The sequence below is a fragment of the Actinoallomurus sp. CA-150999 genome, from assembly GCF_050942425.1.
In the GTDB taxonomy this organism is placed as follows: domain Bacteria; phylum Actinomycetota; class Actinomycetes; order Streptosporangiales; family Streptosporangiaceae; genus Actinoallomurus.
On the sequence record NZ_CP192063.1, the window covers coordinates 10819707 to 10834242 of the forward strand.

The 14536-nt window shown below is 70.3% G+C and carries 16 protein-coding genes; 5 read left to right on the forward strand and 11 right to left on the reverse strand.

Annotated features, from left to right (window positions below):
* Positions 1-30: 30 nt before the first annotated feature.
* From ACQP2O_RS50020 to ACQP2O_RS50035, 4 genes are read right to left on the reverse strand one after another with little or no spacing between them, the layout of a single operon-like run.
* The gene (locus ACQP2O_RS50020; RefSeq protein WP_433176983.1) at positions 31-897 is read right to left on the reverse strand and encodes a hypothetical protein; all 867 of its coding nucleotides are present in this window, start codon (positions 895-897) and stop codon (positions 31-33) included.
* Between the two features lie 16 nt (positions 898-913).
* Positions 914-2176 (reverse strand): ABC transporter permease, encoded by a 1263-nt coding sequence (locus ACQP2O_RS50025; RefSeq protein ID WP_433176985.1) that lies wholly within the window; start codon positions 2174-2176, stop codon positions 914-916.
* Positions 2173-2916, reverse strand: a complete 744-nt coding sequence (locus tag ACQP2O_RS50030; protein WP_433176987.1) for an ABC transporter ATP-binding protein — start codon at positions 2914-2916, stop codon at positions 2173-2175. Before ACQP2O_RS50030 ends, ACQP2O_RS50025 begins: the two co-directional genes overlap by 4 nt.
* The gene (locus tag ACQP2O_RS50035; RefSeq protein WP_433176989.1) at positions 2913-4136 is read right to left on the reverse strand and encodes an efflux RND transporter periplasmic adaptor subunit; all 1224 of its coding nucleotides are present in this window, start codon (positions 4134-4136) and stop codon (positions 2913-2915) included. The genes ACQP2O_RS50030 and ACQP2O_RS50035 overlap by 4 nt, the downstream gene beginning before the upstream one ends.
* Positions 4137-4315: 179 nt before the next feature.
* On the opposite strand from ACQP2O_RS50035, the gene ACQP2O_RS50040 reads away from it, so the two are divergent.
* Positions 4316-5536: an efflux RND transporter periplasmic adaptor subunit gene (locus ACQP2O_RS50040; RefSeq protein ID WP_433176991.1), complete on the forward strand. Its 1221-nt coding sequence runs from the start codon at positions 4316-4318 to the stop codon at positions 5534-5536.
* Between the two features lie 4 nt (positions 5537-5540).
* On the opposite strand, the gene ACQP2O_RS50045 is transcribed toward ACQP2O_RS50040, so the two are convergent.
* Both ACQP2O_RS50045 and ACQP2O_RS50050 read right to left on the reverse strand, forming a co-directional pair.
* Entirely contained in the window at positions 5541-7028 is a 1488-nt protein-coding gene (locus ACQP2O_RS50045) for a hypothetical protein (protein ID WP_433176993.1), read from the reverse strand.
* A 90-nt stretch (positions 7029-7118) separates the two neighbouring features.
* Positions 7119-7868 carry an MBL fold metallo-hydrolase gene (locus tag ACQP2O_RS50050; RefSeq protein ID WP_433176995.1) on the reverse strand — a complete coding sequence of 250 codons (750 nt, stop codon included), beginning with the start codon at positions 7866-7868 and terminating at the stop codon, positions 7119-7121.
* Between the two features lie 27 nt (positions 7869-7895).
* Here ACQP2O_RS50050 and ACQP2O_RS50055 point away from each other — a divergent pair, with 27 nt between their 5' ends.
* A complete protein-coding gene (locus ACQP2O_RS50055) occupies positions 7896-8330 on the forward strand; it encodes a MerR family transcriptional regulator (protein ID WP_433176997.1) in 435 nt (144 codons plus the stop codon).
* Positions 8331-8389: 59 nt separating this feature from the next.
* Here the strand turns inward: ACQP2O_RS50055 and ACQP2O_RS50060 are convergent, their stop codons facing one another.
* Positions 8390-8791, reverse strand: coding sequence for a carboxymuconolactone decarboxylase family protein (locus ACQP2O_RS50060; RefSeq protein WP_433176998.1), 402 nt, complete (start codon positions 8789-8791; stop codon positions 8390-8392).
* Between the two features lie 125 nt (positions 8792-8916).
* Between ACQP2O_RS50060 and ACQP2O_RS50065 the strand changes: the two genes are divergently transcribed.
* On the forward strand, positions 8917-9795 hold the full coding sequence (locus tag ACQP2O_RS50065) for a LysR family transcriptional regulator (protein WP_433177000.1): 879 nt from the start codon (positions 8917-8919) through the stop codon (positions 9793-9795).
* Between the two features lie 20 nt (positions 9796-9815).
* On the opposite strand, the gene ACQP2O_RS50070 is transcribed toward ACQP2O_RS50065, so the two are convergent.
* Positions 9816-11111: a protein kinase domain-containing protein gene (locus ACQP2O_RS50070; protein WP_433177002.1), complete on the reverse strand. Its 1296-nt coding sequence runs from the start codon at positions 11109-11111 to the stop codon at positions 9816-9818.
* Positions 11112-11361: 250 nt separating this feature from the next.
* Between ACQP2O_RS50070 and ACQP2O_RS50075 the strand changes: the two genes are divergently transcribed.
* Positions 11362-12516 (forward strand): hypothetical protein, encoded by a 1155-nt coding sequence (locus ACQP2O_RS50075; RefSeq protein ID WP_433177004.1) that lies wholly within the window; start codon positions 11362-11364, stop codon positions 12514-12516.
* Between the two features lie 133 nt (positions 12517-12649).
* Here the strand turns inward: ACQP2O_RS50075 and ACQP2O_RS50080 are convergent, their stop codons facing one another.
* The gene (locus tag ACQP2O_RS50080; RefSeq protein WP_433177005.1) at positions 12650-13585 is read right to left on the reverse strand and encodes an SDR family oxidoreductase; all 936 of its coding nucleotides are present in this window, start codon (positions 13583-13585) and stop codon (positions 12650-12652) included.
* Between the two features lie 124 nt (positions 13586-13709).
* Here ACQP2O_RS50080 and ACQP2O_RS50085 point away from each other — a divergent pair, with 124 nt between their 5' ends.
* Complete coding sequence (locus tag ACQP2O_RS50085) at positions 13710-14270, forward strand: TetR family transcriptional regulator (RefSeq protein ID WP_433177007.1); 561 nt, start codon at positions 13710-13712, stop codon at positions 14268-14270.
* Positions 14271-14331: 61 nt separating this feature from the next.
* Here the strand turns inward: ACQP2O_RS50085 and ACQP2O_RS50090 are convergent, their stop codons facing one another.
* A complete protein-coding gene (locus ACQP2O_RS50090) occupies positions 14332-14427 on the reverse strand; it encodes a DUF397 domain-containing protein (RefSeq protein ID WP_433177009.1) in 96 nt (31 codons plus the stop codon).
* A 6-nt stretch (positions 14428-14433) separates the two neighbouring features.
* Complete coding sequence (locus ACQP2O_RS50095; protein WP_433177011.1) at positions 14434-14532, reverse strand: DUF397 domain-containing protein; 99 nt, start codon at positions 14530-14532, stop codon at positions 14434-14436.
* Between the last annotated feature and the right edge of the window lie 4 nt (positions 14533-14536).

The window sequence follows — 14536 nt, forward strand, 5'->3', positions numbered from 1 at the left end:
TCTCCTCTTGAATCGGGTTGCGCCGGGCCGTCAACTGCCGGCCGGCGTGTTCTGGGTGACGGATGTGGCGGTGAGGGCGCCGTCCGTGGCCTGGGTGCCTTGGACGACGACGGTGGCGCCGGTCTTGAGAGCGGAGGCCGAGCCGGTACGAAGGACGCGGAGGCTGGTCTTGCCCGTGACCTTGACGCGCACGACGCCGTTCGCGGTCTTGACGTAGATCGTCGTGCCGTCGACCTTCTGGACCGTGCCGGTGGTACCCGAACCGGCTCCGGCCGCTCCAGAGGTCCCGTTCTGGCCTCCGGAGGCCCCGTTCGCGCCCGCCCGGCCGCCGCCCATGCCGGGCATCCCGCCGCCCGGCATGCCGCCGCCCGGCGTCGCGCGGGTGCCCTGGGCGGTGGCCGTCGCCTGGTGGCCGAAGTGCCGGTCGACCTGGGCGCCGATGCCGAACCCGGCCGCGAACAGCGCGCCCGCGCCGAGGTAGGCGGTCAGGCCCGGGAGCCGCCGGCGTTTCGGGGCCTTGGCGAGTTCCGCCTCCAGATCGCCGTCGAACGGCGAGCCGGAGAGGATGTCGTCCCGGGTCACGGAGGCCGGGGACCCCTCCGGCCGGTCGAACGGCGCCGCCGACGCGTCCGCCTCCTCGTACGGCCCCCGAGACGTCTCCGCCTCCCGAGACGCTGCCGTCTCCCCGTGCGGCGCGGGGGATGCCTCCGTCTCCTCGTACGGGGCCCGGGACGTCTCCGCCTCCCGGTACCGCGTCCGGGACGCTGCCGTCTCCTCGTACGGCGCGGGGGATGCCTCCGTCTCCTCGTACGGGACCCGGGACGCCTCCGCCTGCCCGTGCGGTGCTGGAGACGGGTCCGCGTCCTCGTACGGCGTCCATGTTCTGCGACCGCTCACGGCGTTCTCCTTCGGGTCACTCATGGCGCAGGGCCTCGATCGGGCGCAGCTTGGCCGCGCGGTTGGCCGGGTAGCTGCCGAAGAACAGACCGATCGCGACCGATACGCCGAGCGCCAGCGCGATCGAGGACGGCACGATCACCGGCTGGACGCCGACGACCTTGAACAGGCTGCCGACGACGCCGACCAGGACGCCGAGTACGCCGCCGAGGAGGCTCAGCACGGTCGCCTCCGCGATGAACTGGCCGAGGATCGCGCCCTTCGGCGCTCCGATGGCCTTGCGGATGCCGATCTCGCGGGTCCGCTCGGTGACGGTCACCAGCATGATGTTGGTGATACCGATGCCGCCCACCAGCAGGCTGATGGCCGCGACCGCGCCGAGCAGCACGGTGAACGTCCGGCTGGAGGCGCTGACCGCCGACTGCAGGCTCGCCTGGTTCAGGATCTGGAAGTCGGCGCTGTTCGACCCGGAGATCTCGTGCCGCTGGTCCAGGATGTCGGTGATCTCGCTCTGGGCCTGGTCGGTGACCTTGGAGCTCTTGGCCTCCACGACGATGGAGCTCAAGGACCCGAAGCCGGTGATGTTCTGCTGGACGGCGGTGAGCGGGCCGATCGCGACGTCGTCGGCGTCCTGCATGCCGGAGGAGCCGGACTCCTTGAGCACGCCGACGACCGTGAACGGTGTGCCGCCCACGTTGAGCTGCTTGTTCAGCGGGTCGACGGTGCCGAACAGGTCCTCGGCCACCGTCTGGCCGATCACCAGAACCTTCCGGCCGCTCGTCACGTCGTCGTCCGTGAACGCCGTTCCCCGGGCGATCTCCTTGTTCGCGGCGGCGAAGTAGGCGGGGTACGTCCCGACGAACTGGCTGATCGAGTGGCTGGTTCCCTCGTACGTCGTCGTCACGGACGAGGACGTCGTGACCGGGGACGCGCTCTTGACGGAGGGGGCGTTGACCGGGCCGACGAGGGCCTTGGCGTCGTCGACGGTGAGGTCGCGGGCCTGGGTCCGCGGGCCGTTGGTCTGCTGGCGGCTCCGCATGCCGCCGAATCCCCCGAAGCCGCCCGCGCCTCCGCCGGAGGTCGACTTCATGACGGTGAGGGAGTTGGCGCCGAGCCGGGAGATGTTGTTCTTGATCTGCTCGGAGGAGCCGTTCCCGACCGCGACCAGCATGATCACGGCCGCGACGCCGATGAGGATGCCGAGCATGGTCAGGCCGCTGCGGAGCTTGTTGGCGGTCAGGCCGCGCAGGGCGAACCGCAGGATCTCCCAGGCGCTCACCGCACGCCCTCCACGATCGACGCGGCGGGCGGCGGACCCTCCACCCGGCGCTGCCGGCGGTCCTCGACGATCGCGCCGTCGACCAGCCGGATCACGCGCTTGGCGCGGGCCGCGACCTCGTCCTCATGGGTGATCAGCACGATGGTGCGGCCGGAGAGGCTGAGCTGGTCGAGGATGCCGAGCATGTCGGCGGTGGAACGGGTGTCGAGGTTGCCGGTGGGTTCGTCGGCGAGCAGGAGCGCCGGCGCGGTGACGAGGGCACGGGCGACGGCGACGCGCTGCTGCTGGCCGCCGGACAGTTCGTTCGGCTCGTGGTCCATCCGGTCGGCGAGGCCGACCTGCCCGAGGGCGGCCTGGGCCCGCCGCCGGCGTTCGGCGGGTCGTACGCCCCCGTAGGCCAGGGGCAGCTCGACGTTGGCGAGCGCGGACATCCGTGGGATCAGGTTGAACGACTGGAAGATGAACCCGATCCGGCGGTTGCGCAGGATGGACAGTCTGCGTTCGTCGAGCGCGCCGACGTCGGTGCCGTCGAGGAGGTAGCGTCCGTCGGTCGGCACGTCGAGGCAGCCGAGGATGTTCATCAGGGTCGACTTGCCGGACCCCGATGCCCCCATGATCGCGACGTAGTCGCCGCGCTCCACCCGGAGGGACACACCGCGCAGGGCGTGCACGGCGGTGTCACCGTGGCCGTACACCTTGGTCAGCGCCCGGACGTCGAGGACCGGGTGCCCGGGCGTCACGGCCGTCCTCCCCCGGGACCGCCGCCCGGCGCGCCGCCACCGCCGCCGATGCCGCCGCCCAGGCCACCGCCACCGGCCCGGCCGAAGCCACTCGAGCCGCTCGTACTGGTGGTCGTCGTCGTGATCTGGACCTGGTCGCCTTCGTTGAGGCCTGACTTGATCTCGGTTCCCTGGGTGCCCTTGACGCCGGTCTGGACGGGCTTGATCACCGGCTTGCCGTTCTGGAGGACGGTGACCGTGCTCTGCCCGCCGGCGGACCGGACCGCCGCCGTCGGGACGTACAGGACGTTCTGCGCCGTGGCGGTCGTGACCTGCACGGTCGCGGTCTGGCCGATCCGCACGGAGCCCGGGATCTTCGTGAGAGTGACGGTGGCGCCGTACTGCACGACGTTGTTGCTCGTGGTCGGCGACATGTCGATCTGGGTCACCTTGCCGGTGGCGGTCACGCCGCTGAGCGCGTCGAAGGAGACGGTGGCGCGCTGACCGGTCTTCAACTTGATCGCATCCGCCTCCGTGAACTCCCCGGTGACCTTGAGCTTCTTCGGGTCGGCCAGCTCGATGAAGCCGCTCCCGGAAGAGCTGCTCGTACTCGATGAGCTGGAAGAGGACGAGCCGCCGCTTCCGCCGCTGCCGGACGGGCCGCCCGACGAGCCGGACCCGGAGCTCTGCGAGCTGGAAGAACTGGAAGAAGACGAGCCGGAGCCGCTGGAGGAGCCGCCGACCGTGCCGTTGACGGTGACGGCCGTTCCGGAGAAGGGCGCGCGCAGCTCGGTGCCCGCGAGGGCGCGAACGGCCTGGTTGTAGGCGTTCTTCGCCGAGACGTACGACGAGTAGCCCGAGGCGCTGGAGGTGTCGCCGTCCTCGGCTGCGCTGAGGTTCGCCTTGGCCGACTTGAGGTTCTCCTCGGCCGAGGTCGTGTCGAGGCGGGCGAGCAGCTCGCCCTTGGAGACCTTGTCGCCGGCCTGGACGTAGATCTTGGCGACGGTGCCGGAGGTGGCGAAGGACAGCGACCGGCTCCGGGCGCTGTCCACCGATCCCGAGGCCGACACCGACGAGACCACGGTGCCACGCATGACCCGCGTCGTACGGGTGAGGGCGGACGCCCCCGCCGAGTCGTCTCCGCCGGTCAGCGAGAGATATCCGACGCCGATGCCGGTGACCAGAAGCACGCCGAGCGCGCCGTTGACCACGAGCGATCTGCGCCTGAGTAGACGTTTCACCCCGCACAAGCTGGCGGCGCGAAGTTGAATTCCCCTAATCCGAAGATAAGAAAACGATGAGAGTACGCTTCAAGGAAACTCTCATTTTCGGCCCAGACTTCCATCATCTGAGCTCGTCATCATGGCGCGCCATGAGATTTCGGGTGTCCGCGCCGAATTTCCGGCGTAAACGTACCCAGATGGCGACCGGCATATTCGGCGTCGTGGTGGTCGGCACGGTGACGGCCGTCGTCCTCGGCACGGGCGGCCGGAGCGGGGCGGCCGCGACGTACGCCACGGTGGCCGAGGGTGGGGTGACCGCCACCGCGGGCGCGGCGGGCAACGTCGCGAGCGCCGACAGCCGCGACCTGGCGTTCAGCACATCCGGAACGGTGAAGAAGGTGTACGTCAAGGTCGGCGCCAAGGTGCGCCAGGGCACCCGCCTGGCGCGGATCGACCAGACGAAGGCCCTGGAAGACGTGACCGCCGCCCGCGCGGCGCTGACCGCCGCCGAGTCGTCCGCCGCGAACGGAACCAGCGGGACGAGCGGGGGCACCGCGGGAACGGCGGCGACCGGGACGAACGGGGGCACCGCCGGAGCGGCGGCGACCGGGAGCGCGACGAGCGCGGGCGCTGCGGCGGTGGGGAGCGGAGCGGTCGCTCTGGCCGCCTACCGACCGACCGCGACCGCGACGCCGTCGACGAGGCCGAGCACGACGAAAAGGCCGTCGAGCCGGCCGAGCAGTACCCGGAATCCCGGCGCCTCGAAATCGCCCACGACCGGGAAATCGGGATCGCCGGGCGGAACCACGTCGACGGCACAACTCGAGGCCCGGGTCATCCAGGCCAAGAACACCCTGACCCAGGCGGAACGCGCCCTCGCCGGAACGGTCATCAAGGCGCCGATCGACGGCACCATTCTCGCCGTGAACGGCCAGACCGGCGACACGGCGTCGGCCTCGTCGACGTTCATCACCATCGGGGACCTGAACGAGCTGCAGTTGAAGGCGACGTTCTCCCAGAACGACGTGGCGCACATCCGCATCGGCCAGGAAGCGAAGATCACCCTCAGCACGGACAGCACGAAGACGTACGCCGGGTCGGTCACCCACATCGACGCGAACGCCACGACCAGCGACCGGCTCGTCAAGTACGGGGTGATGATCGCGTTCGACGACGTGCCGTCGAAGGTGCTGATCGGCCAGTCCGGGACCGTGTCGGTGACCACGGCGTCCGCGGCGGACGTGCTCTACGTCCCGTCCTCGGCCGTACGAACCGGGGCGAACGGCGCCTCAACCGTCCGGGTGCGCCAAGGCGACCGGACCGTCATCCGTACGGTCACGGTCGGCGTCCGTGGCGACACGTACGTCGAGGTCAAGTCGGGCCTGTCGAAGGGCGAGCGGGTGGTGACATCCGGGTAGCCGGTCAGCCTGCCACCCGGTAGGCGCGCGAGATCGTCTCGGTCGCCTGGTTCCCGGCGTTGTCGACCATGGTCGCGCGCAGCGCGACGTACCCCGCCTGGGCTGGATTCGTGACCGAGACGGCGCCGTTCGCGACGGGGAGGGTCTGCCAGGTCTTGGCCTCGTCCGTGGACGCCTCGACCTTCAGCGTGGTGACCGCGTGGGCCGTCGCACCGGAGTTGGTGACGACGCGGACCGGGATCTCGGTGGTGGAGCCGGGCGCGGCGGCGTTCCGGTCGTCGAGGCCGCGCGGGGCGAACCGTATCGTGGTCAGCGGCAGCGCCGTCTTCTTCGCCGTCCGCGCGGACCTGAACACCCAGCTCGCCTGGACGCGGTCCGACAGCGTCGCCTCGGCGCCGTCGCGGGTGGCCGTCACGTCGAGGCGGTAGGTCGCCGCCTTCTTCCCGAGCGTGACGTCCGGCTCGTACGCGTCGAGCCCGAGCGTCTTCGTGCCGGTCCGCAGCTTCACGTTGGCGATCGTGAACTGGTCGAAGCCCCAGTTGCCGGGGGCGTCGGACAGCAGGTTGACCGGCGTGTAGTGGAGCGTGTCCCCGGTCCGGTAGCCACCCGGCGCGGCGGGCCCGAACACCGCCGCGTTCCACGTCTCCGCGGGTGCCTCGCCCTTGGCGTACGTGCGGGTGCCGACCGTCACGTTGCCGAACAGCGGGTGGGACGACGACTCGTACCAGAGTTCCCGCTTGCAGGCCGCGCCCGGCTGGACGTACTCGGTCACGGTGGCGGGCGCGTCCAGCCACATCTCGTCGTCGCCGCCCCAGATGGTGCCCCGGCAGCGCGGGTTCACCTTCATGCCGTCGCCGAACGACCGGTAGGTGACCTTGACGGACGCGAGGTCCGCCTTCGTGACGTGCTGGGTCACCCCCGCCGGGATGCCGCCGGAGTAGGAGGTGCCGAGCCGGTAGAGCACGCCGGAGCCCGTCCACGTGCTGCCCTGGCTGAACGTCACCCCGGACCGTTTGACGGGCACGGCGTACAGCCGCCCGGGGACGTCGTCGGTGGTGAAGTCCATCGCCCCGTGCCGTACGTGGACCCGGATCCGGCCCTGCACGGACGGGTCGCCGACGGAGAGGTCGATCGGCTTGCCGCTCTTGGCGCTCAGCGTGACGTGGTCGTGCCCCTTGGACAGTTTGAAGGTCGTGAGGACGACGGTGTTCTCCGGCGCCTCGTTCGGCTCGGCCCGGGCGAGGGTCGCGTAGATCTCGTACGTCCGTTTGTCCGGGAGTTTCGCCACGGCGTTGTCGCGACCCATGACGGGCCAGGACTTCTTGGCGGCCGGGTCGTAGATCTGCGCCGTGATCCAGGGCACCTTCCCGGCCCGGCTCAGCCCCTTGATCGTGAGGTACCGCCAGGTCGTGGCGGACGCGGTCGCGGGCAGCGACGCGAGGACGAGCGCCCCGCCGAGCCCGGTGATGAACGCAGATCTCCGGAACCCCATGACCATCCTCCGCCACAGCCCAGAATGAAGATCACAAACCTTACATTCCAGACAATGCGCGCAAGCGGCTTGGCCACACCAGGCCAGGCGTCATCGCGGGAGTTCCCAGCGCTCACCCGGCGGCAGGTCCACCACTCGCAGGTCCGGCCCCGCCAGCGCCACCGCGTCCGAGGCGGTGCCGGTCGGGCGGAACAGCCGCGACAGCGGATCATGCCCGTGGGCGTCGTGCACCGGGACCAGCACCGGCGCCCCGAGCACCGAAGACCCGGCGACGGCCTGGTCTGGGCCCATGACCATGCGCGGGCCGAAAAGCAGGCGCAAGCCGTTCACGGGCAGCAGGGCCAGGTCCACCGGCGGGTGCTCGGCCCGGTACCGCTCCAGTGGCGCGACATCGGCGGCTTCCCCGCCGAAGAAGACCCGGCCGCTCGCGGCGCTGAACGCGTAGGCGTTGTTGGGCCAGACTGCGGTCCGCCCGGAGGGCACCACCCGCATGGAGACGCCAGATGCGATGTCGCGGGTCTGCCCCCACTCCAGGCACTCGGCTCTGCCGAAGCCCAGCGCGCGGGCCCGGCGGGCCATGCCCCGGGTGGGCACGTACAACGGCGCGTCCTTGGCCGGGAACGAGCGCAGCGCGCGCAGATCCCAGTGGTTGGTGGCGAGGTTGGTGACGACGATGCCGGCCAGCGGAGGCAGGTCGGACAGGCGCAGGCCCAGCGGCTCGCCTCGCCGCAGCCACCATCGTTCGGTGAACCACGGGTCGGTGAGCACGGCATGGCCGTCCAGTTCCAGCACCACGCAGGAGTTGACCACCCGAGTGACCGCGATCGATTGCTTGATCATGCCGTCACCGTGCCGCTTAATGTGCACATGAAGTCAACCGAGGAGATGGCCATCGGTGAGCTGGCCGAACGCTTCGGGCTCGCGACCCACGTCCTGCGCCACTGGGAGAGCATGGGCCTACTGGAGCCGACGCGGCACGCGGGCGGCCGGCGCGCGTACGGGCCGGCCGACCTGGAGCGCGTCGCGATGATCCTCATGGGGAAGGAAGCCGGGTTCACGCTGCGGGAACTGCGCACGGTGCTGTCCGGCGCCGACCCGATGGCCCACCGGGACCTGCTGCGGCACCACATCGCGGCACTGGAACAGCGCATCGACCGCGCACGGGCGGCGAAGGACCTCATCGAGCACGCCCTCGCCTGCCCGCACGACTTCGCCGAGTGCGAGCACGCCCGTGAGAGAATCTCCGCCCGTATCCCCCCGCCGCCCCTTCGCCAGGGGTGTCCGGAATCAGCAGGCCGGTGACCGCGACCAGCAGCGTCGAGCCCACCAGGACGGCGGAACCGAGGAGACCTCGGCCGGGATCACGCCACGTTCGTGATCGGCAGCAGGCCTCGTTCGGCGAAGACCTTCTTGGCGACGAGCGTCGCGTTGATGGACCTCGGCATACCGCAGTAGACGGCCGAGTGCAGCAGCGCCTCGGCGATCTCGGTGGGCGCGAGGCCGACGTTGAGCGCGGCGTTGATGTGCACCTCCAGCTCGATCTCACAGCCGCCGAGCGCGGCCAGCACGCCCAGGGTGACCAGCTGCCGGTCGCGGGCTGGCAGCTCGGGGCGGGCGTACATGTCGCCGAACGCCCACGCGACCACCTGGTGACCCAGCTCGGGGGAGGTGTCGGCGAGGGAATTCACGATCCGCTGGCCCGCCTCGCCGTCCACCTGCTCCAGAACCTTCATGCCGTGCTCGTAACGCTCTTCGCGGGTCATCCCGTCTCTCCTGAATCTCGCTCGCATCGGCTCGTCCGGTGCGATGTCTCAAGCGTGGCCTGGCCGACGGCCCAATGCGCGCCGAGGGCATCGATGGCTATGCTTCCCATGCCTTGGAGGTATGGATGGATCTGAGACTGCTCGGCTACGTGGTCGCGATCGCCGAGGAGGGAAGCGTCAGTGGAGCGGCCCGGCGGCTGCACCTGACCCAGCCGACGTTGAGCCGGCAGCTCCGTGAGCTCGAACGACGGCTGGGCGTCGAACTGTTCTCCCGCGAGGGCCGGGGCCTGACGCCGACCGCTGCCGGGCAGGCCCTCGTACGGCGGGCGACCACCGTCCTGGCGGAGGCGGAAGGCGCGCTCGAGGACGTACGGCTGGCGGCTCAGGGACTGACGGGGCGGCTGACCGTGGCCTTCGCCGGCTCGGGGATCAACGGGCCGCTCGGCGGGGCGCTCGGGCGGATACGCCGGGAGCTGCCACGCGTCGACCTGCGCCTGGCGGAGAGCTTCAACGACGCGGAGATGTCGACCGGAGTGCTGGACGGACGCTTCGACATCGCGGTCCAGCGGCTGCCCATGCGGGACGCTCGGCTCGCCACGCGGGCCTGGTGGCGGGAGCCGCTCACGCTGTTCATGCCCGCCGGGCATCCGCTCGCCCACTCGCCCGAGCCGGCGCCGCTGTCGACGCTGGGGCAGATCCCGCTGGTCATCTGGCCACGAGACGTCTCATCCCGCTCGTACGACGAGATCATCGCGCTCTGCCACCACGCCGGCGTCGTGCCGAAGATCGGCGCGGAAGGCCGAAGCGCGCAGACGCTACTGGCCCTGGCCGCGGCCGGGTTCGGTGCCGCCGTGATGTCCGACTCCCACCGCGCGCTGCGCCGGGTCGGCGTGGCGGCCCGGCCGCTGGCCGACACCACGACCACCCTCTACCTCGTCTGGCGGGCGGGCGACGCGAACCCGCTCGTCGAACGCTTCCGCGAGGTCCTCGCCGACCTGGCCTGATCGACCTGATCGCCGTCGTCTCAGCCGCCGAACAGCGAGTGGATCTTGTACCACAGAATGTGCAGGAAGCTGACTGGACCGGAGATCGACTCGTAGTCGTCGGAAGACGGAGTAAGCGTCCAGAAGGTCCATGCCGCCGCGATGAGAAGGACGATCAGCACAGCCCACACGGCCCTCCTGGAGTACCAGGACGGCGACTGACGGCGCCTGGCCCCCTTACGCGGCGGCACCGTTTCCCGCTGTTCGGCCACTGTCGACTCGACCGGCACCGGTGGCGCTTTCGTCCGCTCGGCGCCCGCCGGCGAGCGATGCGCCGGGGGTCGCTTCCGCGATGACCGGCGTTTCGCCGGTTTCGGGGCCGTCGACGGCGATCGGCTCGTCTCGGGCACCGGCCGGTCTGCCAGGGGGTGGCCGTCCGCAACGTCCGCGGCGACGGCCGTCCGTGCCGCCGGACCGTCCTGGCCGACCGGAGCGAGCACGGTCGGCGGTACCGGTGAATTGCCGCCGGCACCGCGCGCCCAGCTCGCGATCTGCGTCGCCGACGGGCGGTCCTGCGGATCACGGGAGAGAGCCGCTTTGACCTGGGGCTCCAGATGCGGCGGCACGCCGGCGGTGTCGGGTTCGCCGGAGACGGCGCGGGCGAGCACGGCCTGCAGCGATCCGGTGCCGAACGGCGGCCGGCCGGTCGCCGCGAACGCCACCGTCGCACCCCAGCCGTAGATGTCCATCGCCGGGCCGGGCGGTTGGCCGTCGATGACCTCCGGTCCCAGGTAGCCGGGCGTGCCGATGAACATGCCGGTCTGGGTGAGGCGAGTGGAGTCGGCCGCGTGTGCGATACCGAAGTCGATCAGTACGGGGGCGCCGTCGATGAGCATGACGTTGCTCGGCTTGACGTCGCGGTGGGTGATCCCCGCCTCGTGGATCGCGATGAGCGCTTCGGCGAGGCCCGCCGACAGCCGTACCAGCAGGTCGCTGTGCAGTGGCCCGACCGCCTGGACGACGGCGTCGAGCGGCTGGCCGTCGATGAAGCGGGTCACGATGTACGGGCGTTCCGCCGCCACGTCCGCGTCGACCACCTCGGCGACGTGCGGACTGCGCACCCGGCGCATGGTGTCGACCTCACGGGCCAGCCGTCTGCGGAAGGCCGCGTCCTCGGCCAGCTCGGGCTTCAACAGCTTCAGCGCGAAGTCGTGGCCGTCCTCGTCGGTCGCCCGGTAGACGATGCCCATTCCGCCCTTGCCGAGCACTGTCACCAGGCGGTATCGGCCGACCCGCTGCACCACGGAGTTCTCCACGTGCGTAGGACTCAGCGTCATCAAAGGTCGTTCGGAGACCCTGGTAACAGAACGATCACAATGCGCGGCAGTCATCTCAGCTGTTCCTCATCGGTCGTGGGTCTGAACAGCGGCGCGCGCCGGTGTCAACCCCCCAACTTTCGGAATTCCCGCGGGGACCAGTGCCACACGATCCTCGATACGTGCCCCGGCAGCGGCCTGGCAGCCTTCATCGGCTCAGGCCCTTGCCCGGCACATCCATGCACCGAACCTGCGCGAAAGGACAAGCGCAATGCGGGGGTACCTGAGAACACTCGCCGGCCTCATCGTGGCCGGCCTACTCCTGGCCGGTCTTCCCGGCACGGCCGCCCAGGCCACGCCCGGCAAGCCCCACCCGGCCGCCGCGCAAGACGTCGGACGGGGCGGAACCGTCGCGACGACCTCCTGGAAGGACGGGCGCTTCGACGTCTACCGACTCTTCTACGAAGGCAACGCGGCCACGGTCCGGCTCCGCACCTTCGACGGCGCGCGGTGGAGCCCCTGGATTCCGATCGGCGGGCCGTTCTACAACACCGCGGGCATCTCCGCGCTGTCCAGCACCTACAGCCGCATCGACATCTTCGTAGTCGGCACCACCACCCCGACCGAGGTCCAGCGCACCCTTTTCCACCGCTACTTCGATGGACACTGGTCCGGTTGGGAGCAGTTGGGCACCGGCTACATCGACTACGCGCCGGACGTGGTGTCCCCCTCGCCCGACCGCATCGACGTGGTCGGCCGGAAGCCGGGCGGCGACATCGGCCACCGCTCCTTCGTCGTGGGCCGTGGCTGGGGCCCGTGGGAGGACCTCGGCTTCCGTTCCTGGGGCGGCCCCCACGCGATCAGCCGCACCGCCGGCAGCGTGGACATCGTGCAGGGCGACTCCGAGGTCGGGGTCTCTCACGTGTACGGGACGGACGGGCAGTGGCAGAGCACTCAGATCGAGCCGCCCAGCTCTTCGGAGCACACCTCGTACGCCGACACGGCCGGACTGGTCCCCTTCCCGTACGGGAACGAGCAGCCGCGGGCGCTGCTGTACAGCTGGCGCCACAACGTCGACAAGCTGTACCTCAACATCTACAACGGCTACTGGCACGGTTCGGACTGGGTCCCGTACAGCGACGTGCTCTATTGGAACTCGCCCGTGGTCGGCACCTCCTGGGACAAGCGGGCCGACCTGTTCAGCAAGGGCAAGGACGGCTACGTGTACCACAGCGCGATGGACCTGGCCGGGACGGGCGGCGACAGCCGTTGGCAGTCGCTCGGCGGGCCGCAGAACATCAGCACCACCCCCGTGGTGACCTCCTGGGCCCCCGGCCACATCGAGCTCTTCGTGGTCGACGGGTCCGCGGTGTTGCACCACATTTCCTACAAGAACGGGACCTGGGGCGCGTGGGAGGCCCTGTGAGACCGGCCGGGCGGCCCGTTTCCTGATGCCTGCCCAGCCCGGGCGTCGACCGTCGTGTCACAGGCCGACGCCCGGGCCCGCCCGTTCCGGCGCCGTGCTGAGGCAGCCGCCGGCGGGCAGGCGGAGCGGGCTGCTACGCGGACGGTGTGTGGAAGTAGTGGCCCTTGTCGAGGTCGTCGAGGAGCCCGGGGCCGGTCGGCTGCCATCCCAGTAGCTCGCGGGTCAGCGCGCTCGACGCCGGGCTGTCGAGCCCGACGAACCCGGCCAGCCAGATGAAGTGCCCGCCCGCGTCTTCGGGAGAGACGGCGACCACCGGAACGTCGAGATGCCGGCCGATCACTTCGGCGATCGCGCGGATCGGCACGCCCTCATCGGCGGTCGCATGCAGCACCGACCCCGCCGGGGCGTCCTCCAGCGCCAGGCGGAACAGGTGTGCGGCGTCGGACCGGTGGACGGCGGGCCAGCGCTGGGACCCGTCACCGACGTAACCGGAGACGCTCTTGTCCCGGGCGATGCCGACCAGGGCCGTCATGAAGCCGTTGTCTCCTTCGCCGTGCACGGTCGGAGGGAGACGCAGTACGGACGAGCGGACGCCGCGGGAAGCGAGGGAGAGCGTCAGCTGCGCCGTGCCGTACCGCGTCTGCGGGCCACCGCCCAGATGCGCCACGGACGCGTCGGGATCACGCCCGTCCCGCTCGGTCGCCACCTGCCCCGGTGCGAGCCCGAGCAGCCCAGAGGCGATGACGAACGGTCGATCAGAACCCGCCAGCGCCTCGCCGATCGTCTCGACGGCGCGGCGATCCGCGTCGGCGGCGCCCTCGAAGTCCCCCGAGAAGGCGATGTCGTGTTTAAAAGCGAGGTGGATCACGCCGTCCGACTCGGCGGCCGTGCTCCGCAGGACGTCGAGATCGTCGAGGGTGCCGCGACACACCTCTGCTCCGGCCGCGATGAGAGCGGCGGCCGACTTGTCCGAACGTGCCAGTCCGATGACCTGATGACCAGCGCCAATGAGCTCGGGAACCACGGCGGAGCCGATCCAGCCGGACGCGCCGGTGACGAAAACGCGCATGAGAAGACCTCCAGGTACGTCGGCCGTCCTCCGCGCAGGACTTGCGCGAAGACGGCGCGATGTCAGTGCCTGTCATCAGAGTAGCCGAGCATGTCAGTCCCTGTCATCAGGCTACGATCAGAGGATGGGGCGATGGGAGCCGAACTCGCGCGGCCGACTCGAGAAGGCGGCGCTGGAGCTCTACGGCGAGCGCGGGTTCGAGCAGACCACGGTCGCGGAGATCGCCAAGCGAGCGGGGCTCACGGAGCGAACGTTCTTCCGGCACTTCGCCGACAAACGCGAGGTCCTGTTCGCGGGCTCGACTCTCCTGCAGGACCTGCTCGTACGCACCGTCACCGAGGTGTCGGATTCCACGGCGCCGATCGACGCGGTGGCCGCAGCCCTGGAGGCCGGCGGCGCCGTGCTCATCCACGAACGCGCCCGGCAGCGTCACGCCGTCATCGTCACGAACGCGGAGCTACGAGAGCGCGAGCTGATCAAACTGGCATCACTCGCCTCGGCTCTCGCCGAGGCACTCCGCCGGCGCGGCGTCACCGACCTGGCCGCACAACTGACCGCCGAGGCGGGCATCGCCGCCTTCAAGGTCGCGTTCGAGCACTGGGTCGGCGAACCCGACGATAAAGACCTGCCGCAACTCATCCGAAAGTCATTCAACGAACTCAAGGCCGTCACCGCAGGCAAATGATCAGCAACGGCGGCGATGCCCCCGACGATCGATCACGCCGAAGGCATCGCTGGATCCGTTGTTACTCGGCCGAGTCGCGGTCGAGCGTGGCGACCTCCACGCAGTCGTTCTGACCGCCGCTCCAGGTGCTCTTACGCCAGTCGAGAGGATGGGACATAGGCGGCTACTCCTTGCCCGTGCGGGGGTCGAGCGTCGCGACCTCCACGCACTCATTCTGAGTGCCGCTCCAGGTGCTCTTACGCCAGGCGAGGGGTTGGGACATAGAG

What these genes read in the sequence shown, in the direction of transcription:
- ACQP2O_RS50080 (WP_433177005.1), bottom strand. Translation starts at nt 13,585, where the DNA reads ATGCGCGTTTTCGTCACCGGCGCGTCCGGCTGGATCGGCTCCGCCGTG.
- ACQP2O_RS50090 (WP_433177009.1), bottom strand. Translation starts at nt 14,427, where the DNA reads ATGTCCCATCCTCTCGACTGGCGTAAGAGCACCTGGAGCGGCGGTCAG.
- ACQP2O_RS50075 (WP_433177004.1), top strand. Translation starts at nt 11,362, where the DNA reads ATGCGGGGGTACCTGAGAACACTCGCCGGCCTCATCGTGGCCGGCCTA.
- ACQP2O_RS50095 (WP_433177011.1), bottom strand. Translation starts at nt 14,532, where the DNA reads ATGTCCCAACCCCTCGCCTGGCGTAAGAGCACCTGGAGCGGCACTCAG.
- ACQP2O_RS50065 (WP_433177000.1), top strand. Translation starts at nt 8,917, where the DNA reads ATGGATCTGAGACTGCTCGGCTACGTGGTCGCGATCGCCGAGGAGGGA.
- ACQP2O_RS50050 (WP_433176995.1), bottom strand. Translation starts at nt 7,868, where the DNA reads ATGATCAAGCAATCGATCGCGGTCACTCGGGTGGTCAACTCCTGCGTG.
- ACQP2O_RS50060 (WP_433176998.1), bottom strand. Translation starts at nt 8,791, where the DNA reads ATGACCCGCGAAGAGCGTTACGAGCACGGCATGAAGGTTCTGGAGCAG.
- ACQP2O_RS50045 (WP_433176993.1), bottom strand. Translation starts at nt 7,028, where the DNA reads ATGGGGTTCCGGAGATCTGCGTTCATCACCGGGCTCGGCGGGGCGCTC.
- ACQP2O_RS50085 (WP_433177007.1), top strand. Translation starts at nt 13,710, where the DNA reads ATGGGGCGATGGGAGCCGAACTCGCGCGGCCGACTCGAGAAGGCGGCG.
- ACQP2O_RS50070 (WP_433177002.1), bottom strand. Translation starts at nt 11,111, where the DNA reads ATGACGCTGAGTCCTACGCACGTGGAGAACTCCGTGGTGCAGCGGGTC.
- ACQP2O_RS50055 (WP_433176997.1), top strand. Translation starts at nt 7,896, where the DNA reads ATGAAGTCAACCGAGGAGATGGCCATCGGTGAGCTGGCCGAACGCTTC.
- ACQP2O_RS50040 (WP_433176991.1), top strand. Translation starts at nt 4,316, where the DNA reads ATGGCGACCGGCATATTCGGCGTCGTGGTGGTCGGCACGGTGACGGCC.